At 43.8% G+C, this 22,996-nt stretch carries 21 protein-coding genes and 1 pseudogene; 20 read left to right on the top strand and 2 right to left on the bottom strand.

Going from position 1 to position 22,996, the window contains the following annotated elements:
- The first annotated feature begins 4 nt into the window (after window positions 1–4).
- The 15 genes from DW959_RS08800 to DW959_RS08865 all read left to right on the top strand — a co-directional run bounded on the left by DW959_RS08800 (window position 5) and on the right by DW959_RS08865 (window position 14,263).
- Window positions 5–745, top strand: a complete 741-nt coding sequence (locus tag DW959_RS08800; protein WP_008402983.1) for a YebC/PmpR family DNA-binding transcriptional regulator — start codon at window positions 5–7, stop codon at window positions 743–745.
- Between the two features lie 210 nt (window positions 746–955).
- On the top strand, window positions 956–2,737 hold the full coding sequence (locus DW959_RS08805) for an ABC transporter ATP-binding protein (protein ID WP_117821937.1): 1,782 nt from the start codon (window positions 956–958) through the stop codon (window positions 2,735–2,737).
- A gap of 16 nt (window positions 2,738–2,753) precedes the next feature.
- Window positions 2,754–4,514 (top strand): ABC transporter ATP-binding protein, encoded by a 1,761-nt coding sequence (locus DW959_RS08810; protein WP_117821936.1) that lies wholly within the window; start codon window positions 2,754–2,756, stop codon window positions 4,512–4,514.
- A gap of 41 nt (window positions 4,515–4,555) precedes the next feature.
- Entirely contained in the window at window positions 4,556–5,782 is a 1,227-nt protein-coding gene (locus tag DW959_RS08815; protein WP_008402988.1) for an acetylornithine/succinylornithine family transaminase, read from the top strand.
- Between the two features lie 14 nt (window positions 5,783–5,796).
- Window positions 5,797–6,291: a preQ(1) synthase gene (gene queF / locus DW959_RS08820; RefSeq protein WP_008402990.1), complete on the top strand. Its 495-nt coding sequence runs from the start codon at window positions 5,797–5,799 to the stop codon at window positions 6,289–6,291.
- Window positions 6,292–6,303: 12 nt separating this feature from the next.
- Entirely contained in the window at window positions 6,304–7,638 is a 1,335-nt protein-coding gene (locus tag DW959_RS08825) for a folylpolyglutamate synthase/dihydrofolate synthase family protein (protein WP_117807350.1), read from the top strand.
- Window position 7,639: 1 nt separating this feature from the next.
- On the top strand, window positions 7,640–7,786 hold the full coding sequence (locus DW959_RS14205; RefSeq protein ID WP_021944479.1) for a hypothetical protein: 147 nt from the start codon (window positions 7,640–7,642) through the stop codon (window positions 7,784–7,786).
- 1 nt (window position 7,787) lies between these two features.
- Window positions 7,788–9,164, top strand: a complete 1,377-nt coding sequence (locus DW959_RS08830) for a tetratricopeptide repeat protein (RefSeq protein ID WP_226800981.1) — start codon at window positions 7,788–7,790, stop codon at window positions 9,162–9,164.
- A gap of 76 nt (window positions 9,165–9,240) precedes the next feature.
- A complete protein-coding gene (locus DW959_RS08835; protein WP_117821932.1) occupies window positions 9,241–9,582 on the top strand; it encodes an anti-sigma factor antagonist in 342 nt (113 codons plus the stop codon).
- Window positions 9,583–9,603: 21 nt separating this feature from the next.
- Window positions 9,604–10,014: an anti-sigma F factor gene (gene spoIIAB / locus DW959_RS08840; protein ID WP_118615944.1), complete on the top strand. Its 411-nt coding sequence runs from the start codon at window positions 9,604–9,606 to the stop codon at window positions 10,012–10,014.
- A gap of 20 nt (window positions 10,015–10,034) precedes the next feature.
- Entirely contained in the window at window positions 10,035–10,712 is a 678-nt protein-coding gene (locus tag DW959_RS08845) for a sigma-70 family RNA polymerase sigma factor (protein ID WP_021944475.1), read from the top strand.
- Window positions 10,713–10,770: 58 nt separating this feature from the next.
- On the top strand, window positions 10,771–11,400 hold the full coding sequence (locus DW959_RS08850) for a stage V sporulation protein AA (protein ID WP_021944474.1): 630 nt from the start codon (window positions 10,771–10,773) through the stop codon (window positions 11,398–11,400).
- On the top strand, window positions 11,390–11,812 hold the full coding sequence (locus DW959_RS08855) for a stage V sporulation protein AB (RefSeq protein ID WP_117785469.1): 423 nt from the start codon (window positions 11,390–11,392) through the stop codon (window positions 11,810–11,812). Before DW959_RS08850 ends, DW959_RS08855 begins: the two co-directional genes overlap by 11 nt.
- A gap of 79 nt (window positions 11,813–11,891) precedes the next feature.
- Window positions 11,892–12,350 carry a stage V sporulation protein AC gene (gene spoVAC / locus DW959_RS08860; protein WP_021944472.1) on the top strand — a complete coding sequence of 153 codons (459 nt, stop codon included), beginning with the start codon at window positions 11,892–11,894 and terminating at the stop codon, window positions 12,348–12,350.
- Window positions 12,351–12,553: 203 nt separating this feature from the next.
- Window positions 12,554–14,263, top strand: a complete 1,710-nt coding sequence (locus DW959_RS08865) for a VanW family protein (RefSeq protein WP_173783364.1) — start codon at window positions 12,554–12,556, stop codon at window positions 14,261–14,263.
- A gap of 88 nt (window positions 14,264–14,351) precedes the next feature.
- Here DW959_RS08865 and DW959_RS08870 read toward each other — a convergent pair.
- A pseudogene (locus DW959_RS08870) lies at window positions 14,352–15,658 on the bottom strand (chloride channel protein).
- 147 nt (window positions 15,659–15,805) lie between these two features.
- Between DW959_RS08870 and spoVAD the strand changes: the two are divergent.
- Together spoVAD and spoVAE are read left to right on the top strand one after the other, a co-directional pair.
- Window positions 15,806–16,825, top strand: coding sequence for a stage V sporulation protein AD (gene spoVAD / locus DW959_RS08875; protein ID WP_173783365.1), 1,020 nt, complete (start codon window positions 15,806–15,808; stop codon window positions 16,823–16,825).
- An 8-nt stretch (window positions 16,826–16,833) separates the two neighbouring features.
- Complete coding sequence (gene spoVAE, locus DW959_RS08880; protein ID WP_117807356.1) at window positions 16,834–17,190, top strand: stage V sporulation protein AE; 357 nt, start codon at window positions 16,834–16,836, stop codon at window positions 17,188–17,190.
- Window positions 17,191–17,280: 90 nt separating this feature from the next.
- Here the strand turns inward: spoVAE and DW959_RS08885 are convergent, their stop codons facing one another.
- Entirely contained in the window at window positions 17,281–20,271 is a 2,991-nt protein-coding gene (locus DW959_RS08885; protein ID WP_117807357.1) for a PBP1A family penicillin-binding protein, read from the bottom strand.
- 213 nt (window positions 20,272–20,484) lie between these two features.
- Here DW959_RS08885 and DW959_RS08890 point away from each other — a divergent pair, with 213 nt between their 5' ends.
- The 3 genes from DW959_RS08890 (at window position 20,485) to spoIIP (ending at window position 22,986) form a co-directional block, all read left to right on the top strand.
- Window positions 20,485–20,796 (top strand): hypothetical protein, encoded by a 312-nt coding sequence (locus DW959_RS08890; RefSeq protein WP_021943476.1) that lies wholly within the window; start codon window positions 20,485–20,487, stop codon window positions 20,794–20,796.
- Between the two features lie 74 nt (window positions 20,797–20,870).
- The gene (gene gpr, locus DW959_RS08895) at window positions 20,871–21,788 is read left to right on the top strand and encodes a GPR endopeptidase (RefSeq protein WP_117785464.1); all 918 of its coding nucleotides are present in this window, start codon (window positions 20,871–20,873) and stop codon (window positions 21,786–21,788) included.
- A 43-nt stretch (window positions 21,789–21,831) separates the two neighbouring features.
- Window positions 21,832–22,986, top strand: coding sequence for a stage II sporulation protein P (spoIIP, locus tag DW959_RS08900; protein ID WP_117807358.1), 1,155 nt, complete (start codon window positions 21,832–21,834; stop codon window positions 22,984–22,986).
- The last annotated feature ends 10 nt before the right edge of the window (window positions 22,987–22,996 follow it).

The following is a 22,996-nucleotide window of genomic DNA, read 5'->3' on the forward strand; positions in this document are numbered from 1 at the left end:
AAAAATGTCAGGACATTCAAAATTTGCAAATATTAAACATAAGAAAGAAAAGAACGATGCTGCAAAGGGTAAGATCTTTACCATTATCGGTAAGGAAATTGCGATCGCTGTAAAAGAAGGTGGTGCAAACCCTGATAACAACAGTAAGCTTCGTGATGTAATCGCAAAGGCAAAGGCAAACAATATGCCAAACGATACGATCAAGCGTGGTATCGACAGAGCAGCAGGTGATGCAAACTCAGTAAATTATGTTGCTAATACATACGAAGGATATGGTCCGAACGGTACAGCGATCATCGTTGATACGCTTACAGATAATAAGAACAGAACGGCTGCAAATGTAAGAAACGCATTTACAAAGGGCGGCGGAAACGTAGGAACGACCGGTTGTGTATCTTATATGTTTGATAATAAAGGACAGATCATTATCGATAAAGAAGAATGTGATATGGATGCAGATGATCTTATGATGATGGCACTGGATGCCGGAGCTGAGGATTTCAGTGAAGAGGAAGACAGTTTTGAGATCATCACAACACCGGATGATTTCTCAGCAGTCAGAGAGGCTCTTGAAAAAGAGGGAATCAAGATGGCAGAAGCAGAGCTTACCATGATCCCACAGAACTATGTAGATCTGACAGATCCTGAGGTTGTAAAGAAGTTTACAAGAATTCTGGATCTCTTAGATGAAGATGATGATGTACAGGCTGTATATCACAATGCAAATCTTCCGGATGAGGAATAATTATATCGTTCATGCCATTTGTGCATGAAAGAATTTCCACAGAATCCACATGCAATTTTATGTAAGGGGGTGTGGAGATTCTACCATATATGTATGCCAGGCAGGCAGCAGGACGGCAGAAAGCCGTTTGGCAGCACGCCTGGCATATGGTATGTTAAAAACAAATGCAGAGAGCATATATACATTTTACAACAAGAGTAGGAGAGTAGAATGAAGGGAATATTAAGATATTTACGGGACTATAAAAAAGAATCGGTTCTGGCACCATTATTTAAAATGCTGGAAGCCTGTTTCGAACTGCTGATCCCGATCGTAATGGCACATATTATTGATACCGGTATTAAAAATCAGGACATGGGATATGTTCTTCGGATGTGTCTCGTTATGATCGCACTTGGTATCATCGGCCTGAGCTGTTCTCTGACAGCACAGTATTTTTCCGCAAAAGCAGCAACCGGATTCGGAACGGCACTTCGAAGTGATCTGTTCCGTCATATCACAAGTCTTTCTTATAATGAGATTGATACGATCGGAACATCGACACTGCTTACTCGAATGACCAGTGATATCAACCAGATCCAGACAGGTGTCAATCTGGTGCTCCGTTTGTTCTTACGTTCTCCGTTTATCGTATTCGGTGCGATGATCATGTCATTTACGATCGATGTCAAATCAGCCATGACCTTTGTGGTTACAATACCGGCATTGTCGATCGTTGTATTCGGAATTATGCTTGTCAGCATTCCATTGTTTAAGAAGGTACAGGCAAGACTGGATAAGGTCATGCTTCTGACCCGAGAGAATCTGGAAGGTGCCCGTGTGATCCGGGCATTTAACAGACAGCAGAAAGAGGTTGATGAATTCGATAAGTCAACCGATGATCTGATGGATATTCAGTTGTATGTCGGAAGAATCTCGGCATTCTTAAATCCTGTCACATATGTGATCATCAATCTTGCAACTGTTGCGATCATCTGGATCGCAGCCGGACAGACCGATATCGGTATCCTGTCACAGGGTAAGGTTGTTGCACTGATCAACTATATGTCACAGATCTTAGTTGAGCTTGTAAAGCTTGCCAATCTGATCATTAACATCACAAAGTCGATCGCATGTGCAAAGAGAATCAATGTTGTGTTTGATACGAAGCCATCGATCACAGAGGTTGAAGAAGATTCTGCTTTATCAGAAGCACAGAAGGCAGCCGGCCAGGATGTTCCTAAGGTGGTATTTGACAACGTAGCCTTACGGTATGGTAAAGCATCGGAAGATTCACTGACCGGTATATCCTTTACGGTAAAAGCGGGAGAAACGATCGGTATTATCGGTGGTACGGGTTCCGGTAAGAGTTCTCTGGTCAACCTGATCCCGAGATTCTATGATGCCACCGGTGGTGCGGTTAAGATCGATGGTGTGGATGTAAAGGACTATGATCTCCGTTCCCTTCGAATGAAGGTAGGTGTAGTTCCGCAGAAGGCAGTTCTGTTCCAGGGCACGATCGCCGAGAATATCCGCTGGGGTAAAAATGACGCAACGGAAGAAGAGATCAATGAGGCACTTACGATCGCACAGGCAAAAGAATTCGTTGATCAGAAAACAGATGGCATGAACTTTAAGATTACACAGGGTGGCAAGAACTTATCCGGTGGGCAGAAGCAGCGTCTTACGATCGCAAGAGCAGTTGTAAGAAAGCCTGAGATCCTGATCATGGATGACAGTGCATCGGCACTTGACTTTGCAACAGACGCAGCTCTTCGGCGTGCGATCAAAGAGCAGACAAAGGGTATGACCGTATTTATCGTTTCCCAACGAGCATCGACGATCATGGGAGCCGATCAGATCATTGTATTAGATGATGGACAGGTTGCAGGTATCGGAACCCACGAAGAACTGTTACAGTCCTGTGAGGTATATCAGGAGATATGTCAGTCACAGTTATCGGCAAATGAAGTATCCGGTAAAAAGACTTCTGCCGGAAATGCAATGGCATAGGAAGGAGGAAACGACGATGAGTAAAAAAGAAAAAAGTACGTCTGTCAATAAGAAAACACTTGGCAGAATATTAAAGTATATCAAACGATACAGTTTCTTAGTTGTCCTTTCCCTGACCTGTGCAGCGATATCCGTTGTTCTGACCTTATATGCACCGATCATTACCGGACATATGGTAGATAAGATCGTCGGAAAAGGAGCCGTTGATTTCGGAGCATTAAAGACACTGGCAATCCGTTTTGTGATTGTAGTTGCGGTTACGGCAGTCTGCCAGTGGATCATGAATATATTGAATAATAAAGTTACTTATCATGTTGTAAATGATGTCCGTACATCTGCATATAAGAAGTTAGAACAGCTTCCGTTATCTTATGTGGATTCTCACACCCATGGTGATATCGTAAGCCGTGTGATCGCAGATGTAGACCAGTTTTCAGATGGTCTGTTGATGGGCTTTACACAGTTATTTACCGGGGTTATGACTATCGTTGGAACGCTTTGTTTCATGTTATCGATTAACGCTGTGATCACGGTTGCGGTTGTTGTGATCACTCCGGTTTCTCTGTTTGTTGCGGCATTTATCGCAAAGAAAACCTACCATATGTTCAGAAAGCAGGCAGAGATCAAGGGTGAGATGACATCACTTGTTAATGAGATGGTAGAAAACCAGAAGGTTGTAACAGCCTTTTCCATGGAAGAAAATGTAAATGGCAGTTTTAACGAAGTAAATAAGAGATTGAATAAGGCAGGACTGGATGCGACCTTCTTCTCATCCATTACCAATCCGTGTACCCGTTTTGTAAACAGCTTAGTATATACCGGCGTTGGCATCATCGGTGCGGTCATGGCGATCAAGGGAAGAATATCCGTTGGTCAGCTTACCAGCTTTTTAAGCTATGCAAACCAGTATACAAAGCCATTTAATGAGATCTCAGGCGTTGTAACGGAGCTTCAGAATGCACTTGCATCCGCAGCCAGAGTATTTGAGCTGATCGATGAAGAACCGGAGATCGCGGAGCCTGCGGATGCCTATGTGATCGAGAAAGCAGATGGACAGGTGGATCTGTCTCATGTGGATTTCTCTTATAATAAAGATGTAGAACTGATCAAGAATCTGAATCTGAAGGTTGAACCGGGTAAGCGGGTAGCGATCGTCGGACCGACCGGATGTGGTAAGAGTACCGTTATCAATCTTTTAATGCGGTTCTATGATGTAGATGCCGGAGCCATTTCTGTAGATGACCATGATATCCGTCAGGTAACGAGAGAGAGCCTTCGTGATAACTATGGTATGGTTCTTCAGGAGACCTGGTTAAAGACCGGAACGATCAAGGAGAATATCGCATACGGAAGACCGGATGCGACGGATGAGGAGATTATAGAAGCAGCAAAACAGTCCCACGCACACAGCTTTATCAAGCGTTTGCCGGAGGGGTATGATACCATGATATCAGAGGATGGCGGCGGACTGTCACAGGGACAGAAACAGCTCTTATGTATTACCAGAGTTATGCTTGATCTGCCACCGATGCTGATCCTTGATGAAGCAACATCATCGATCGATACAAGAACCGAGATCCGGATCCAGCGTGCATTTGCGAAGATGATGAAGGGAAGAACGAGCTTTGTCGTAGCGCATCGTTTGTCAACGATCAAAGAATCTGATATTATACTGGTTATGAAGGATGGACATATCATAGAGCAGGGTAATCATGAATCACTTTTAGCACAGAAAGGATTCTATTACACCCTTTACAATTCACAGTTTGCACATTAGTAGGAACTAAAAATTTGTATTTATATAAAGGAGACAGGAAGATGAAAGTTAGTGAAAGCGGATATACAAAAGACGAATTACTTGACATAGTAGACAAATACCTAGCCGAGCAGTCCAGAAGATGGAATTTTATCGAGGAAAAGGGAGACGGCATGTATGTGTACGATGAGGAAGGAAATGAATATCTTGACTTCTTCGGCGGCATCGCAGTAAACAGTACCGGTAACTGTAATAAGAAGGTTGCGGCAGCGATCGCAGACCAGTGCCAGAATGTGATCCATGCATCCAATTACGCATATACACTTCCTATGATCCTGCTTGCAAAGAAGATTTGTGAGACGATCGGTATGGAGAAGGTTCTGTTCCAGAATTCAGGAACAGAGACAAATGAAGCAATGATCAAGATGGCAAGAAAATACGGAACCGATCATTACGGACCGGAGCATTATCATATCGTTACAGCCATTAACAGCTTCCATGGCAGAACCTATGGAGCGTTATCAGCAACCGGACAGCCGGATAATGCATGTCAGATCGGTTTCAAGCCGATGCTTCCGGGCTTCACATATGCAGAGTTCAATAACCTTGAGGATTTCAAGAGCAAATGTACCAAAGACACAGTTGCAATCATGGTAGAGCCTGTTCAGGGCGAGGGTGGTGTATATCCGGCAACGGAGGAATTCTTAAAAGGACTTCGTGCTTACTGTGACGAGACCGGCATCCTGTTGTTATTCGATGAGGTACAGACCGGATGGGGCAGATGCGGAGATACGATGGCATTTATGACCTATGGAGTGAAGCCTGATATGGTATCTATGGCAAAAGCGATCGGCGGCGGTATGCCGATCGGCGCACTTTGTACATCAGCAGAGCTTGCAAGTGCATTTACACCGGGGGCACACGGTTCTACTTATGCAGCCAATCCTGTATGCTGTGCAGCCGCACTTGCAGAGATCGATGAGATCTTAGACAATCATCTTGCAGAGAATGCAAAAGAGACAGGAGCTTATTTTGCAGAACAGCTTTATTCTCTTCCGTATGTGAAGGAAGTACGCGGACGCGGACTTCTGGTTGGCGTTGAATTCACCAAACCAATCGCAAACGAAGTAAAGCATCTGGCTGTTGAGAACAGACTGTTGATCACAGCGGTAAGACCAAATGTGATCCGTATGGCACCGCCACTGATCGTAACAAAGGAACAGTGCGATAAGGCTGTTCAGATCCTGATCAAATGTGTGTCAAAGGCAGCAGAAGAAGCAGATGCATAAGGAGGTAACAGAAGATGGGAAGAACCGCAGAAGAAATGGAAGATGTAACACTTCTCGGCAATAAGAATGTAAAATACAGCATGGACTATGCACCGGAGATGTTACAGACCTTTATCAATAAACATCAGGACAATGATTATTTTGTCAAGTTCAATTGTCCGGAATTTACCAGCTTATGTCCGATCACGGGACAGCCGGATTTTGCAACCGTATATATATCCTATGTTCCGGATGTGAAGATGGTAGAGAGCAAGTCTTTGAAATTATATCTGTTCAGTTTCCGGAATCACGGAGATTTCCATGAGGACTGCATGAACATTATCATGAAGGATCTGATCAAATTGATGGATCCGAAATATATTGAGGTCTGGGGCAAATTCACTCCGAGAGGCGGTATCTCGATCGATCCATATTGTAATTACGGAAGACCGGGAACAAAATGGGAAGAAGTTGCATGGAACAGAATGTCAAATCATGACCTGTATCCGGAAAAGATAGATAACAGATAGGCGGAATGTCAGATGAATTACAGGGAAACAGTTGATTATATCCTAAGCATTCCACTGTTCGCACAGAAGATTGGCACAGAGAATCTTGCCAGTCTTCTTGAACGTTTAGGGAATCCGCAGGATAAGAGCAGAGTGATCCATATAGCAGGAACAAACGGTAAGGGATCGACGGCAAAGGCGCTTGCTACGATACTGATGCATGCAGGCTTTCATGTAGGATTGTTTACATCACCGCATCTTGTCTCGATCAATGAGCGCATACGGTACGATGATGAAATGATCTCAGACGAAGATTTTACATGGGCATTTGAACAGGTGCGGAAGAAGTTCACCGTTCATCCGTCTTTTTTTGAAGTGATGTTTGCGATGGCGGCTGTTTATTATGAGAAGAAGCAGCCGGATTATGTGATTTATGAGACCGGAATGGGTGGCAGGCTGGATGCAACTAATGTCGTAAGACCGGAGCTTTGCATCATCACATCGGTAGGACTTGATCATATGGAATATCTTGGAGATACGATCGCTAAGATCGCAGGAGAGAAAGCAGGGATCATCAAACCGTCAGTTCCGGTCGTATATTTCAAGCGGGATGCGGTTTCGTCTGGAATCATAGAGACTCATGCAAAAGAATTGGATTCTGCCGTAACAGCGGTCGAAAAATCAAACTATATAATAAATGAAATAGATGATAAAACCATTGATTTTTCATTTCATAATCGGTATTATAATTATGACCATTTGAGGATACCGAAAACGTCTCTTTATCAGGTCGAAAATACCTGCCTTGCAGTTGCTTCTTTTGATATCCTGATGCAGACCAGGGATATAGAATATGGGAAAAATGCAGGTGCTGATGTCAGGATAGAGCAGGCAGTCAGAAGCGGATTACTTGATTTTTCATGGGAAGGCAGGATGGAGGAGATCGCACCGGATCTGTTTGTAGATGGTGCACATAATCCGGAAGCAGTCGAATGTTATTGCAGAACACTTCGGACGCTTTATACGAAGAAAAAGAAGATCCTGGTCTTTGCAGCAGTAAAGGACAAGGACTATGATACGATGATACGGGATTTGACAGAAGCACTTTCGTTTGAGAAGATCATAGTTACAAGTGTAGATAATAAACGGAAGGCGCCGGTCTCTCTGATCGCAGACAGGTTCCGGAATTACACAGGACATACGGTGGAGGCATATGAGGATATTGCAGAAGCAATGGATGCCGCCATCCGCTATAAAGAACAGATCACAGATTCAGCAGTCTATTGTGTGGGTTCTCTTTATCTGGTGGGAGAAGTCAAACGCTGGCTTCAGAAGATAAAAGAGAAATCTGCGAATATGGAGGAATAGTATGATAAACTTTGATGAAGAAGTAAAAAAATTCAGACCGACTCTGGAAGTAGACCAGGCAGAAGATGCCATTTATCATAATGATCTGAAGGATATCTCAGATATTATGCAGGAGATGCTTCGTGTAGCAAAGGAAACGGAGAAATAATATGGCAGACGTACTGAATTGTAAGCATTGTGGCGGTAAGATCCTTGTTACCGGATATTGCAGCCAATGTGGGTTAAAGAGTGAATTTGTAAATAAGGCACTGAACACATCCAAATATTATTATAATATTGGTCTGGATAAAGCCAGAGTCCGTGATATGAGTGGTGCAGAAGATGCATTAAAGACAGCCCTTAAATATGACAAGTTGAATATTGATGCCAGAAATCTGCTGGGGCTTGTATATTATGAAACCGGTGAAGTTGTTCTGGCATTAAGCCACTGGGTCATCAGTGTGAATTATTTCAGCGGACGAAATGTTGCAAAACGTTATATCAAAGAGGTGAAGGGCAATCCACACAAGCTTGAAACAACGAACAATGCAGCAAGAAAATACAATCAGGCAGTAAACTATGCCAGACAGGGCAGTAAGGATCTTGCATTTATCCAGCTTCGAAAAGTCTTATCGGATAATCCGAAGTTTGTAAATGGTTATCTGCTGATGGCACTTCTACTGATCGATGATAACAAATATGATAAGGCAAGAAAAGCATTAAAACGTGTCATCAAGATCGACAGAACCAATCCCCTGGCTGTCCGCTATTTCAATGAGATGGGGCATACGGATGAGGAGATCATGAGCTTTCGTGATTATCCGGATGATGATTATGATGCGGATCTGCTGTTTGTGGAAGACCAGCCACGGGCATATGTGGAATCCGATAATGTTGACCGGAATGGAAGACCGACTCCGGTTGGCAGATATAAGGATATTAATTTCTACAAATATTCACTTGCCTATGTTCTGGCAGGACTTGTATTGGGACTGGCTGTCATGTGGTTCCTTGTTATGCCACAGCATAATAAGAATGCAGATGATGAGAGCAGAAATGTTAAGATTGCCTACAGCGAAGAGATTGCCAATAAGAATACCAAGCTTTCCTCTCTGCAGGATGAGGTTGATTCCCTGACAACAAAGAATAAAGATCTTACGAAGCAGGTCGCAGATTATGAGGAAAAAAGCAAGGCAGATATATCAGATACGGATAAGGTTACGATGCAGCTTGCCATGAAGTATTATAATGATACCCAATATGATAAGGCAATGACAGAGATCGACAAGGTGCTGGAGACCAGCCCGGATTATGATGTTGCTCTGTATTATAAAGCTCTATGCTATCTGGGTACGGAGGATGAGGATAAGGCCAAAGAAGCCTTTGATACATTTATCCAGAAATGTCCGAATTCCATTTATTATACAGTTGCAGTAGCATTGTCTGGTACAGACACAACGAGTGGAACACCGGATGGCGGAGATGACACGACAGAAGGCAGTTCGGAAGGAACAACGGAATCCGGTATGGATCCGACAAATGAATAAAAAGAAATCAGGATCATACAAAAGACAAATAAGCAATATTGCTTATTTGTCTTTTTTTGTAAAAAAGAGGTGGCGTATGAATAATTATGAGAAAATAGGGGATACTGTGTTAATAGAGCTTCCGGAAGAAGTTGATGATTACCGGGCATCGATACTGGTGAACGAAACGGAAGAGGTATTTCAGGATGGCAGGATCCGGTACGTGATATTCGATTTCCGGCATACAAGCGTGATGGACAGCTCCGGGATCGGTCTGATCACGAGAAGATTCCGGAATGTATATGACAGAGGCGGAAAGGTGTTTGTGATCCATGCAAATGACAGAATGCAGCGTATTCTTAAAATGTCGGGAATATTTAAGATCGCAGAGCAGACAGAGGATTTTGAGACTGCGTACAAGCAAGTACATATGTCATAAAATGAAAAGGAGAAGAAAAGAATGAACAGAAATGAAATGAAAATAGAGTTTGGAAGTGATCCAAGAAATGAGAGCTTTGCAAGGGTTGTCGTAGCATCCTTTATGACCCGTACGAATCCGACGCTGGAGGAGGTCGCTGATGTTAAGACAGCCGTGTCGGAAGCAGTTACGAATTCGATCATTCATGGTTATGGGCAAAAAGAGGGAACAATCGAGATACGGGCATACATAGAAGAGCGGAAGCTGTACATAGAGATCACCGATTATGGCTGTGGTATCGAGGATGTGGAAAAGGCAATGGAGCCAATGTTTACAACCGGAAAGGATGGACGGTCGGGAATGGGATTTTCCTTTATGGAAGCCTTTATGGATGAGCTTACGGTAGAGTCGGAGCCGGGAAAAGGAACGACAGTAAAGATGGCAAAAAAATAGGGGCTGGGTGTGCAGTATAAATGGAAAATAATCTGGATCTTCTTTTACAGGCGAAGAAGGGTGATGACAGTGCAAAAGAAAAACTGGTAGAACAGAACCTTGGACTTGTATGGAGCGTAGCCAGAAGATTTACAGGACGTGGATATGATATCGAGGATCTGTTTCAGATCGGCTGCATCGGATTGATCAAAAGTATTGATAAATTTGATTTTGACTATGATGTGAAGTTTTCGACCTATGCAGTTCCGCTGATCCAGGGGGAAATCCGCCGCTTTTTGCGGGATTACGGCGCAATCAAGGTCAGCCGTAGTCTGAAGGAGATGAATAGTAAGGTAGAGCAATACCGGCAGCGGGTGATCAAGGAAAAGGGCTATGAGCCTGAGATTGAAGAGATCGCTGCTGCCCTTTCTTATGATGCAGGGGAGATCGTAATGGCAATGGAGGCTTCGTTGGAGCCGGAGTCTCTGGATGCTCCGGGTGTATATTCAAAAACGGAGGAATATAGCCAGGAGATTGTTGATCATTTGTCGTTGATGCAGATGTTGGAACGGTTGGAGCCGGAGGAACAGCGTTTGATCCAGCTTCGGTATTTTGAAGACAAAACGCAGTCGGAGACCGGAAAACTGCTTGGTATCAGCCAGGTTCAGGTGAGCCGGCAGGAAAAACGGATCCTTGAGAAATTAAAAGAAAGTGTATAAAAAGAACAGATGCGGATACCCTAATCCTGTAAGAATATGGGAAAGCAGGTTTCGTAATATGGCAGAAATGGTATATTTGCAGTTGGCAGAAAGTGTTCTGGCGGAAAAACGAAAGGTATTGATCCGGGATGTATCGAAGGTCGTATCCGACAATCTGGATCTGAAAAATAAAATCGAAAAAATTGAACTGATGAATTTTTCTACCAGTTCAAAGGAACAGCAGGTCATATCCATATTGGATATCATAGAGGAGATCAGAAAAAACTGCGATGGGGAGCTGTGTATCCAGAATCTTGGACAGCCTGATGTCGTTGTATATTATAAGGCATTCGATCCGTCGGACCGGATAAAGCAGAAGTTCAAATTTATATTTCTATGCCTGATCGCATTCTTTGGTGCTGGATTTTCAATTATATCCTATAACTCGGATGTGAATCTGGTAGGACAGCTTGATCTGCTTCAGAATGTATTTACCGGAGGCAGTGAATCAGGAGCCATGATTGGCGGTGTTGCCTATTCACTGGGCTTGTTCATTGGAATCATTGTATTCTTTAATCATGGAGCCAATAAGAAATTTACCGATGATCCGACCCCGCTTCAGGTGCAGATGCGGCAGTATGAACAGGAGATCAATCAGACAGTGATCACGGATTCTGTAAGAAAGAAGGATGTGCGGGATGCTGATTAGACATATCTGTTATGCACTGGTTGCATTTATCGGAGGGGCAGCTATATCCAGTGGTTATTTTGCATTTATATCCCTGATCGGAGTATTCCCCAAGCTGGCGGAAAAGGTGAAAGGCAACCGGCACTATATGCTGGTGGAATGTCTGCTGGCATATGGTGCTGTGGCAGGAAATATCGTATATATATTTAATATCCGGATCCCGCTTGCAATTCCTGGGCTGGCTTTTGTAACCCTGCTTGGCGGTATCTTTACAGGCTGTCTGGTTGGTGCGCTCGCAGAGGTGCTGAATGTATTTCCGATCATATCCAGACGGTTTTCAATCCGGCGTTATATTCCTTACATCATATACATGGTTGCAGCAGGGAAACTCGTGGGTTCTGTTCTTGGTCTGATATCAACCGGACTGGTCTAGGAATGCGATTTATATGCATAGTTTTCATGCAAATGGAAAATACTGAAGAATAGAACCCGGTAAGACAGGAGGAAAGTATATGCAGTTTGAACCAAAAGAAAAGGAATACAATCAGTATGTTGAAACGATTACTCCGGTATCCAATTCGGCAAGAAACTGCCTGTGGGCGTTTCTCATCGGAGGACTGATCTGCACGATCGGACAGGTGTTATTTAATTTGTTTGAATATGCGGGACTGGATAAGGATGACAGTTCGTCTTATGTATCGATCGTTCTTGTACTCATCAGTGTGGTACTCACAGGTCTGAATGTCTATAAGAAGATCGCAAAATATGGTGGAGCCGGAACTCTGGTACCGATCACGGGCTTTGCTAATGGTGTCTGTGCTCCGATCATAGAGTTTCAGACCGAAGGTGAGGTCTTCGGTAAAGGTGTAAAATGTTTTACGATTGCAGGCCCGGTCATCATGTACGGTATCTTTACATCATGGGTGCTGGGACTGATATACTGGATCTGTAAGCTGGCAGGCTGGGTATGATTCCCGGCCTGTTTTTTCAAAAATGTTACATATGTTTTAAGGTAAAATGATGGTTTTGTGAAATATTAGATTTAAGGGGAATCTGTATTGACAGATAAAAATACCTATGATAACTTTAACAAATGGTTAAGTTAATAATAGTAGGTATCTGTATCCTTTAGCAGGATGCGTATACTCGCATGTGTAGTAAATGGAGATACATCATGAAAAAAGCAAAAAGAAGTGTTACTACAACAGTATGTGTTATTGTTGCATTGTGTGTGTGTTATCTGATATTTTGCGGAATTATTGGTAAGAAAAAGTTTTTTCCAAATACCAGTATAAATGGAATTGATGTCAGTAACATGACGGTGAAGGAAGCTGCAGCGGCTGTAGAAGATCAGTTTGCAACGGAGTACAATAACGCCGGGATTGATGTAACGTTGGAAGGTAAAACATATTGCATTGCGATCGAAGAAGCTCTGGATCTGGATGTGATCGATGCGGTACAACAGGCAAACGATGAAAGCCATGGATTTTTAACAAGAGGTTTTAATTTTATTAAGGCATTATTTGGTGAGGCAGAATATACTGCACGACCATCGCTGAAGGATAAGAAGCCGTTGTATACTGCGATCGAACAGTCCGGGCTGACGAAGCTGGAAGGGGTAGAAGATTCCTCTTACACCGTGAAGGATGACAAGGTTATTGTTACAAAGGGCCGCGGAGGTTATACGGTAGATTCGGATAAGCTGGCAGATGAGATTGCTTCCTGCATCAGCAAGGGAGAATATGATGCGCAGCTTGAATGTCCACTTACATACAGTGATGTCGATCTGGATCTGGTATATGATCAGATTTATGTAGCACCGGCGGATGCAACACTGGATCCGGAAAATGATTACAGCGTAACAGATTCTGTGGTAGGAATCAGCTTTGATAAAGATGCTGCCAGGAAGAAGCTGGATGCGGCAGCCGATGGAGAAGAAGTCAGCTTTGATCTGGTTTATACAGAACCGGAGCTGTCGAAGGAGACATTACAGGCCTATCTCTTCCGTGATACGCTGGGATCCTTCAGTACCAATGTAGGTGGAACGGATGCAAGAAAAGGAAATGTTGCAAAGGCGGCAGAGAATTGTAACGGCACGATACTGATGCCGGGTGAAGAGTTTTCATTCAATAATGTGGTAGGACAGAGAACCATTGAGAATGGGTTTCAGGCAGCTCCATCTTATGTCAATGGGGAATCAGTAGATGAAGTCGGCGGAGGTATCTGTCAGGTATCATCCACTCTTTATGATGCCTGTCTGTATGCGAATCTGGAAATTGCAGAACGTCATTGCCATCCGCATCCATCCACTTATGTAGATGCAGGCTTTGATGCAACAGTATCCTGGGGCGGACCGGATTACCGTTTTATAAATAATACGGATTATCCGCTCAAGGTGACCGCCTCCTATAGTGGTGGTGTTGTGTCATGTGCGATTTATGGAACGAAGCTAAAGGACTTCAGAGTGTCACTGTCCAGTGAACTGGTAGCAACTTATGATTATGATACGGAATATGAGGACGACGATACACTGGAGAAAGGTGAAGAGGAAGTTTCCGTTACAGGTATCACAGGAACTAAATATCAGACCTACCGGACGGTATATGACGGAAATGGAGAGGTAATCTCATCTGAACCGGAATCTGTCAGTGTGTATGATAAACGGGATAAAGTAGTTCTTCGTGGAACCAAAGAGAAGGAAGATACCTCAGAGGAGAATTCGACTGAGGAGAAGAAGACGGAGGAAAAAACAACCGAGGAAAAGACAACTGAGGATACGACAGAAAAGAAGGACGACAAGAAAGACGATTCCAAGAAGGATGATAAGAAATCGGATAAAAAGTCAGACAATAAGAAAAAGAATGATACAAAGACAGATGATTAAATAAAGAAACAAAGAAAAGCTCATATGGAAGCCGGTTCGTAAGGATCAGGCAGCCATATGAGCTTTCTTTTGTGTTATTGATAGTATATTATTCCGCTTCACTGTGTTCGTTTGTTTTGACCTCCTGATTGGTATACAGGTTTACATAGTGAGGACGAAGCTTGGAATATATGATTTTCTGTTCACTGTATAAGCTGTAATAACCGGATAACATATAGCTGACACTGCAACCGATCGCGAACAGCAGGATACCGCTTGCACCGAATAATTCGATGCTTAAGACCAGAGATGCCAGTGGACAGTTTACAACGCCGCAGAAGAGACATACAAGCCCCATAGCAGCTCCGAATCCTGGATCCAGTCCAATCCAGCCTCCAAGGGTACATCCGAAGGTTGCACCGATGAAGAACGATGGAACGATCTCTCCGCCACGGAATCCGCAGCCGATCGTGATGCAGGTAAACAGGAGCTTCAGAATGAAGGCTTCCGGTTTTGCTGTTCCATGGATCGCCTGTTCAATAATGTTCATACCGGCACCATTGTAATCATTGCAGCGGACGGCAAGCGTCAGGAGAACCAGTAGCACACCGCCAACCAATATACGAAGATACTGGTTTTTCAGATATTTCTTAAATGTTTTTCCGATGACCTGCATGGACATACAGAAAAGGATGCTGAGTACGGCAGCAGCGACCGAGAGAATGATCACCCGGATCCCGGTTGCCAGTGACATTTCAGGAACCTGATTCAGAATGAAATAGGTAGGGGTGATGTGAAATTTTTCTGTGATCGCATAGGAAATGGTTGCTGACAGGATACATGGTACCAGTGCACTATAATACAGAATTCCGATGCTGATAACCTCTACACTGAAAAGTGCGGCCGTAACAGGAGTTCCAAACAGGGCAGCGAATACGGCACTCATACCACACAAGGTCATAATATGTTTATCGCTGTCATCCATTTTGATCAATTTGCCAATCGATGCACCCAGACTTCCGCCAATCTGCAGGGCAGCACCTTCCCGGCCGCAGATCCGCCAAATAAATGCGTGATAACGGTTGTTATAAAGATCAGAGGTGCCATACGGAAAGGCACATTGTATTCCGGATTCCGAATCGATCCGATAACAAGGTTGGTTCCCTTGTCATGCTTGATGCCGCCTGCACGGTACAGAAATACGATCAACAGACCGGCTGCCGGGAGCAGGAAGATGATCCATCTGTGCCCGGAACGGAACTGTGTGACATATTCAACGCTGTAATGAAAGGCTGTTCCGACAGCCCCGCAGGAGATTCCGATAATGGCAGAACAGATCAGCCATTTAATAAATGTTTTTGCGTATCGTTTTGTTCGATCGATACAATTTAACCAGTATTCTTTTGTAAATATCATAATTCATACCTATCCAGATTGTTTTTATTCTTTCATAGATTACCCCGAATCAGCGGATTTGTCCAGAACATATTAAATATGAATAAAATAAAGAAAAGAAGCAAATGACTATCAACAGAAGAACATATGGAAATAAGGAGGCAAAAAATGAATAAAATGGTTGGAAAACAAAGTGTCAGTTTTTCAGATCCTCCATGTATTCTGGGAGCGGCTTCTATCTGTGGACCAAAGGAAGCTGAAGGACCTCTGGCGGATTACTTTGATATCCGTTCCGAGGATCCTACATTTGGAAAGGATTCCTGGGAAGAGGGCGAAAGTGAGATGATCCGGCAGGCGGTCGAGCTTGCAATCAAAAAGGCGGATAAAAAGAAAGAGGAGATCCGGTATATATTTGCGGGGGATCTGCTGGGACAGTTGATCGCAACCACATTTGGTATTAAGGATCTTGATATACCGGTATTTGGGTTGTATGGAGCCTGTTCCACCTGTGGAGAGGGATTGTCGTTGGCATCCATGACAGTTGCTGCCGGTTATGCGGACTGTGTAGTGGCAGCAACGTCCAGTCATTTTGGAAGTGCAGAGAAGCAGTTCCGGTTTCCACTGGAATATGGAAATCAGAGACCGTTATCTGCGACCTGGACGGTAACCGGAAGTGGAGCGTTTGTTGTTGGTAAGGCAGAGCCGGAAGAAGGAGCAATTCAGATTACCGGGATTACAACGGGACGGATCGTGGATTATGGGGTAAAGGACTCCTTTAATATGGGAGCCTGTATGGCACCGGCAGCGGCAGATGTGATCTATCAGAACCTGAAGGACTTTGATCGGAAGCCAACGTATTATGACCGTATCATTACCGGGGATCTGGGGAAGATCGGGCAGAAGATACTGTTTGATCTTTTAAAGGACAATGGAATAGATATCAGCAACCAGCATATGGATTGTGGTATCGAGATCTTTGATAATGAAGAACAGGATACACATTCCGGTGGCTCCGGTTGCGGATGCTCGGCTATTACGCTGGCTGGCTATGTATTAAAGCAGTTACGGGACGGAACCTGGAAGAGGGTATTGTTTGTACCGACCGGAGCACTTCTTTCCACAGTAAGCTATAATGAAGGACAGAATATACCGGGCGTGGCACATGCAGTTATAATAGAACGGAGGTAAAGTTATTTATGGATTATATAAAGGCATTTGTGATCGGAGGTGCTGTCTGTGTGCTTATTCAGATACTGATGGATAAGACGAAGCTGCTTCCGGGACGGATCATGGTGATCCTGGTATGTTCCGGTGCTGTTCTTGGAGCAATCGGGATATATGAACCATTTCTTGAATTTGCCGGCTGCGGAGCCTCGGTTCCTCTTTCCGGATTTGGTTATAATCTCTGGAAGGGAATAAAAGAGGCAGTTGATCAAGATGGATTTATCGGGCTGTTCCGGGGAGGCTTCAAGATGGCGGCAGTAGGAACATCGGCAGCATTGATCTTTTCTTATCTGGCATCCCTGATCTTTAAGCCAAAGATGGTAAAATAGTATAAAGTATATTTTTTTATATAGATCCCAGGGAATAGGAAAGGAGCCATGAGAATGATCTCTCATGGCTCCCTTTTACATATATCGTTTTTATTCTTCTGTATTTTTATGTTTGTTCTCTTTTGAGGAAGGTTCATCAGAAGATGGTTCATCGGTAGGTTCCTCTGTTGGCGGTTCATCGGTAGGTTCCTCTGTTGGCGGTTCTTCTGTTGTAGGAGTTTCCGTTGTTGGTTCCTCTGTTGTAGGCTTCTCTGTTGGCGGTTCTTCTGTCTTGTCCTTTTTGAACTTAACAGTGATCGTATGATTGCCTTTTACCTTTGAGAACTTATACTGTGAAACCGGTCCGACGGAGCTTCCGTCTACATATACATCCGAGATCACATAACCCTTATCCGGTGTGATATAGAAGGTTGTGTTCTTGCCGGATTTTACGGTTGTACTTGGGGAGATAGAACCACCGGATCCATCTACACCGGAAGTAATCTTGAAGCTGTCCTTCTTGTTGTCCTCTGTAGTCTTATTTGGATCTTCAGAATCAGAAGAGTCTTCGGTTTCTTCTTCCTCCGGATGAAGCGGACATTTCTCTTTCAGGATGTTCTGATCGTATTCAAAGTCTGCATCAATGATTTCAATCTTGCCGTCATCATCTTCTGTATAATAATAGGTTGTTGTTTCCTTACAGGTATTGGTTGCTACCTTATGGGAATCATTACAGATCACAACCTTCTTGTTTCCACCACATCGTTTGGTAGGAACGGTTCCTTCTGCAAAATAGTCTGTTATTGTTGAACAGCCTTCAACAGGAAGAAGTCCGGTATCCTTACATACGGTTGCCCGTATGATTCCGCTTGGCATTTCAAAGGTCTTGGAGGTATCCAGACCCTTTGCTTCCACGATTGCATCCATAATCTTACGCCACATGTTCTTATGATAGCTTCCAGCAGCAAAATTAGTATTTACATCAAAACCGATCCAGATCGAAGCGGTGTAATATGGAGTATATCCACAGAACCATGCATCGTAGTTGCTGGAGGTTGTACCTGTTTTACCTGCTGTATAAAGACCACATGAAAGATTTGCAGCAGTACCGGTACCGATCGTAACTACATCATGCATGGCACTTGTTAATAACCATGCATTCTGAGGAGAGATGACCGGGGATTCTTCCGGTGTTCTGTTATCGATCAGAAGCTTGCCGTCATGATCATATACCTCGGTGTAGAAGATAGGTTTGATATAATTGCCTTCATTTGCAATTGTTGCATAAGCAGCGGTGATCTCAAGGTTTGTGATACCATCTGTCAGACCACCAAGGGCAAGGGACTGGTTGATATCCGATTCAATCCCTCCGCTTGAATTTGTACGTTCTTTTACTAGGGTTGTGAATCCAAGCTTTAACAGATATTCGTAAGCAAGCTCCGGAGTAACATCTGTGATCGTCTTAACAGCAAGAATATTCATGGAATTCTGAATAGCCTGTCGGATCGTGCTTGGACCACGGTAGCCACTGTACCAGTTCCTGACTTCGCCGCCATTTGTATAGGTGTATGGTTCATCTTTGTATACGGTTGCAAGGCTCATGCCGCAGCCGTCCAGTGCAGGAAGAAAAGAGGCAACAACCTTAAAGGTTGATCCGGGTTGTCTGGTTGCTTCCGTAGCACGGTTAAAGGAACGATCCTCTGTCTTTTCACCACGACCGCCGACGATGGCTTTTACCTGACCGGTCTCCTGATCCATCAGGGTGAAGGAAATCTGTGGTTCCACTGTGACCTTATAGCTTTCAAGCTGTTCCTTGTAACCGGTTGTCTCAATCAGGTGCGCTTTGTATTCGTCAGCAGCAGCACGGGCATCTTCTTCACTGGAGAAGATTAGGTCGAAAGAGGATTGCCCCATTTCTTCCTGGAACCAGGTTACCATCATATTCTGACTGTAGTTGTACTGTTCACCGTTGTCATCTACCAGTGTCAGTGCATAGGATAACTGATAGCTGTCAGCCGGATAGTTATCTTCATCATTTAAAACATCATCACAGATATTCTGGATCTGTGTATCCTGACAGGTACGGACATCCAGACCACCGGAGTAGATCAGGCTGTCTGCCTCTGACTTGGAATAGCCCATAGCCATGAAATCATCTTCAAGCTGGCTGATGACCTCATCAATGTAATAAGAGTTGACCTTGGTAGGGGATGATTTCTTGATCGATGATACCTTTTCAATCTCGCTATATACATCATCAGCGAGTGCAGTATCGTAATCGGACTGGGAGATCATGTTCTGATCCAGCATATTTTCAAGAACCATCAGTCGTCTTTTGGCATTTTCCTCCGGGAAAACGATAGGGTCAAATTTACTTGGGTTCTGAGGGATGGCTGCCAGTACCGCACATTCGGATATGGACAGATCCTTCAGTTCTTTATTGAAATAGTATTTTGCAGCGGTTTCTACGCCGTAACGTCCCTGACCGAGATAGATTGTATTTAGGTAATACTCGGCAATGCTCTTTTTCGGAAGCACCTTTTCGATCTCAACTGCCAGATACTGCTCCTGCACCTTACGTTCGATCTTGTCAAACATGGTTTTTTCATCCAGGCCGACATTGAAGATCTGGTTTTTGATCAGCTGCTGGGTCAGTGTACTGGCACCCTGATCAAAGTCACCGGACTGGAGACCGTGGGCGAAGGCACGCATGATACCCTGGACATCGATACCGTTATGCTCCCAGAAACGTTTATCTTCAATAGCAATGAAGGAATTTACAAGTGTTTCCGGTATATCATCGTAGTAAACATACTCACGGTTGGCATCAAAGCTCGCAAGAACCATAAGCTCTTTGCCGTCCTGATCATACAGGGTTGTCTGATATCCTTTCGGGATCAGATCCTTGGCATTCACCTCTGGTGTGTCGTCCAATATGCCTTTTAACATACCAAAACCGGAACCGATTCCAAGTACGATGATCGCAAGGAATATGACCAGTAGTGTTTTGAACAGCGAAACCGATAGTTTTCGTTTATTTCGGGGTAGTTTGGAAACAAGTGCTTTTTGTTTCTTTTCCACGCCCTTTTTGCTAAAATCCATGGAAAATCCTCCTTAAATTAAGTTCAATCATAAATACAACTCATTATAGCAGAGATTTACATAATAATAAAGTAAAACTTCTGATGTGAAATAAAATTAAGACATATAAAAATGCGGATAAATCCCAAATATTTTATAGTTTTTTTGTTACACTATAGGTGGATTTTGTAGTATGATGGTTACAGAAATAAACAGAGAGGAAACAGAACAGCGATGTTTGAGTCAATTGAAGAAGCAATTTCCGTATGGAAAGAGGAGTTTTCCTTTATTGAGGATGCGAAGGTCACAGGATATGACGGAGGGTATCCGGTTGTTGATTTTACGATCCATGAAGCTGCCTTCAGTCTGGTAAAGAGTGAGAGTAAATTCAAGCGTATCATACGATCTGCCGAGATGGAAGGCGGTATAGAAGTAGGAGTATCGACCTGTTTTTATAATACAGCATATGTCAGATGGAATCCGCCGGTCATGACGATCTGTGGTTATCCTGAGGTGATCAGCCGTATATTAAAAAAGATCATGTAAACTGCCCGGGTGAATAAAAAGAAATTCACCCGGGTATTTTATATGTATTGGGATAACAGATAGGAGGCGTATACATGAACCGGGCAATACGAACCGATCTTGCCATTGAGCTGCGGGAGGATATCAAGGACCGCGGGAAGATAGACGGGATCGAAATTGAAACAAGGATCAGCCAGGAAAAAATAAAGACGACTATTATACATGTAAATGACCAGACAGGAGCCGATACGTTGGGAAAACCGGTTGGCACTTATATCACCATTGAATGTCCGGAAATCCGGGAATTTGATGAGGATATCCATAAGCCGCTCTGTAAAGAGCTGGCACATGATCTGAAAAAAATGCTGGGAGAAGCCCGTTCCATCCTGGTTGTGGGACTGGGAAACCGGGAGGTAACACCGGATTCGCTGGGACCACTGGTGACCGATCATTTATTTATAACCAGACATTTGCAGATGGAGCATATACACCTGCAGGAAGAGCCGGAATATGAAATCTCTGCGATCTGTCCGGGTGTCATGGCCCAGACGGGGATCGAGACGGTGGAGATCATCCGTGGAATCTGTGACAATATTGATGTCGATGCAGTCGTTGTAGTCGATGCACTTGCCGCCCGGAGCAGCAGACGTTTAAATAAAACGATACAGCTTGCGGATACCGGTATCAGTCCGGGATCCGGTGTTGGGAATCATCGTACGGAGATCAATTCACAGACGATCGGAGCAAAGGTGATCGCTCTTGGTGTTCCAACCGTTATTTCAGTTCCGTCCATTATAGATGGTTCTCTGGATGTTATTGCAGATACATTTAACCAGTCTTATGGAAAAAAGCTGATGGAATCTTTTTCCGAACAGCAGCGATATGAGCTGGCATATCATCTGGCTGAACCGGAGCTTGCGGATATGTTTGTAACACCAAAAAATATCGATGAACTGGTAAAACGAATAAGCTTCACAATATCCGAAGCAATAAACAGCATGATTTTCACATAACCAACATATACTGGTAAATAACTAAAATAAGAGTATTTACTGGATGAAGAACAGACGGATCATAAGAAAAACAAAATACTGCCTTTTATGGGCCGGATTGTCGATACTGATCTGGTTCGCAAATTGTGACGCAACATATCGGATGGAATTGGTAAACCGGATGGTGAACTGGCTGTTTTTTGGAAATGGATACGAAACACAGACCGAAAATATGGAAACCGTGTCGGCATCCGGGAAATATCTGGAGGATATGCTGCAGGAATATTGTCTGGCAGGAGAACTGGTACAGGGAAGCGGACAGAAGGATCAGACTGTGTCGGCGGGACAGATGACGGATGAAAAAGGAACGGACAATCTGCCGGCGCAGACTGTGATCGCACTGGATCACCGGGCGAAAGCCATAGTTGCCGCCATGTCAGACAAATATGGATATATGCGGGAGAAACTGACGGATTATGATTATATGAGATCAAATTTTTATGTTATAGACAGTACAACAAGTGTATCCAGAGAAGAATTAAATGGACAGGATCTTGCTTCCATGGATCTGACGATCGATACAGAAGAAAAGAATTATAAGGTACTGATCTACCATACACACGGAACGGAGAGCTTTAAAGATTCCGAGCCGGGAAGGGTTGAGGATACCGTAATCGGACTTGGAGACTATCTGACTGAGCTTCTTGAAGAAAATTACGGGGTAGCAGTCTATCATGATACAACGGCCTATGATATGACAGGTGGAGAGTTAGATCGAAGTGCTGCTTATGATTATGCAAGAGAAGGGGTCCAGAAGATCCTTGCGGAGTATCCGTCCATTGAGGTCGTGATCGATCTTCACAGGGATGGGGTATCCGAAGATACATATCTGATCACGGAAATAGATGGCAAAAAAACAGCACAGGTCATGTTCTTAAACGGAGTGAGCCGTCTTAATAAGAATGGTGATATCGCATATCTTGCCAATCCGTACAAAACAGAGAATCTTGCATTCAGTCTGCAGATGTATCTGACAGCGCAGGCCAATTATGATTCCTTTGTAAGAAAGATATTTGTTAAGGGTTACCGGTATAATCTGGATCTGAAACCACGGTCGTTGTTAGTAGAAGTCGGAAGTCAGACGAACACAGTAGAAGAAGCAAAAAATGCCATGGAGCCGCTGGCTGCAATTCTCTACAAAGTATTGAGCGGAAAGTGAGATTGTGTTA

It is taken from the genome of Clostridium sp. AM46-21 (genome assembly GCF_003480025.1).
Lineage (GTDB): Bacteria > Bacillota > Clostridia > Lachnospirales > Lachnospiraceae > Coprococcus > Coprococcus ammoniilyticus.

Coding starts and splice junctions, on each gene's coding strand:
- gpr (WP_117785464.1), top strand. CDS start 20,871: ATGAACCGGGCAATACGAACCGATCTTGCCATTGAGCTGCGGGAGGAT.
- DW959_RS08805 (WP_117821937.1), top strand. CDS start 956: ATGAAGGGAATATTAAGATATTTACGGGACTATAAAAAAGAATCGGTT.
- DW959_RS08835 (WP_117821932.1), top strand. CDS start 9,241: ATGAATAATTATGAGAAAATAGGGGATACTGTGTTAATAGAGCTTCCG.
- spoIIAB (WP_118615944.1), top strand. CDS start 9,604: ATGAACAGAAATGAAATGAAAATAGAGTTTGGAAGTGATCCAAGAAAT.
- DW959_RS08885 (WP_117807357.1), bottom strand. CDS start 20,271: ATGGATTTTAGCAAAAAGGGCGTGGAAAAGAAACAAAAAGCACTTGTT.
- spoVAE (WP_117807356.1), top strand. CDS start 16,834: ATGGATTATATAAAGGCATTTGTGATCGGAGGTGCTGTCTGTGTGCTT.
- queF (WP_008402990.1), top strand. CDS start 5,797: ATGGGAAGAACCGCAGAAGAAATGGAAGATGTAACACTTCTCGGCAAT.
- spoVAC (WP_021944472.1), top strand. CDS start 11,892: ATGCAGTTTGAACCAAAAGAAAAGGAATACAATCAGTATGTTGAAACG.
- DW959_RS08830 (WP_226800981.1), top strand. CDS start 7,788: ATGGCAGACGTACTGAATTGTAAGCATTGTGGCGGTAAGATCCTTGTT.
- DW959_RS14205 (WP_021944479.1), top strand. CDS start 7,640: ATGATAAACTTTGATGAAGAAGTAAAAAAATTCAGACCGACTCTGGAA.
- DW959_RS08865 (WP_173783364.1), top strand. CDS start 12,554: ATGAAAAAAGCAAAAAGAAGTGTTACTACAACAGTATGTGTTATTGTT.
- DW959_RS08815 (WP_008402988.1), top strand. CDS start 4,556: ATGAAAGTTAGTGAAAGCGGATATACAAAAGACGAATTACTTGACATA.
- DW959_RS08890 (WP_021943476.1), top strand. CDS start 20,485: ATGTTTGAGTCAATTGAAGAAGCAATTTCCGTATGGAAAGAGGAGTTT.
- DW959_RS08855 (WP_117785469.1), top strand. CDS start 11,390: ATGCTGATTAGACATATCTGTTATGCACTGGTTGCATTTATCGGAGGG.
- DW959_RS08850 (WP_021944474.1), top strand. CDS start 10,771: ATGGCAGAAATGGTATATTTGCAGTTGGCAGAAAGTGTTCTGGCGGAA.
- spoIIP (WP_117807358.1), top strand. CDS start 21,832: ATGAAGAACAGACGGATCATAAGAAAAACAAAATACTGCCTTTTATGG.
- DW959_RS08810 (WP_117821936.1), top strand. CDS start 2,754: ATGAGTAAAAAAGAAAAAAGTACGTCTGTCAATAAGAAAACACTTGGC.
- DW959_RS08800 (WP_008402983.1), top strand. CDS start 5: ATGTCAGGACATTCAAAATTTGCAAATATTAAACATAAGAAAGAAAAG.
- DW959_RS08825 (WP_117807350.1), top strand. CDS start 6,304: ATGAATTACAGGGAAACAGTTGATTATATCCTAAGCATTCCACTGTTC.
- spoVAD (WP_173783365.1), top strand. CDS start 15,806: ATGAATAAAATGGTTGGAAAACAAAGTGTCAGTTTTTCAGATCCTCCA.
- DW959_RS08845 (WP_021944475.1), top strand. CDS start 10,035: ATGGAAAATAATCTGGATCTTCTTTTACAGGCGAAGAAGGGTGATGAC.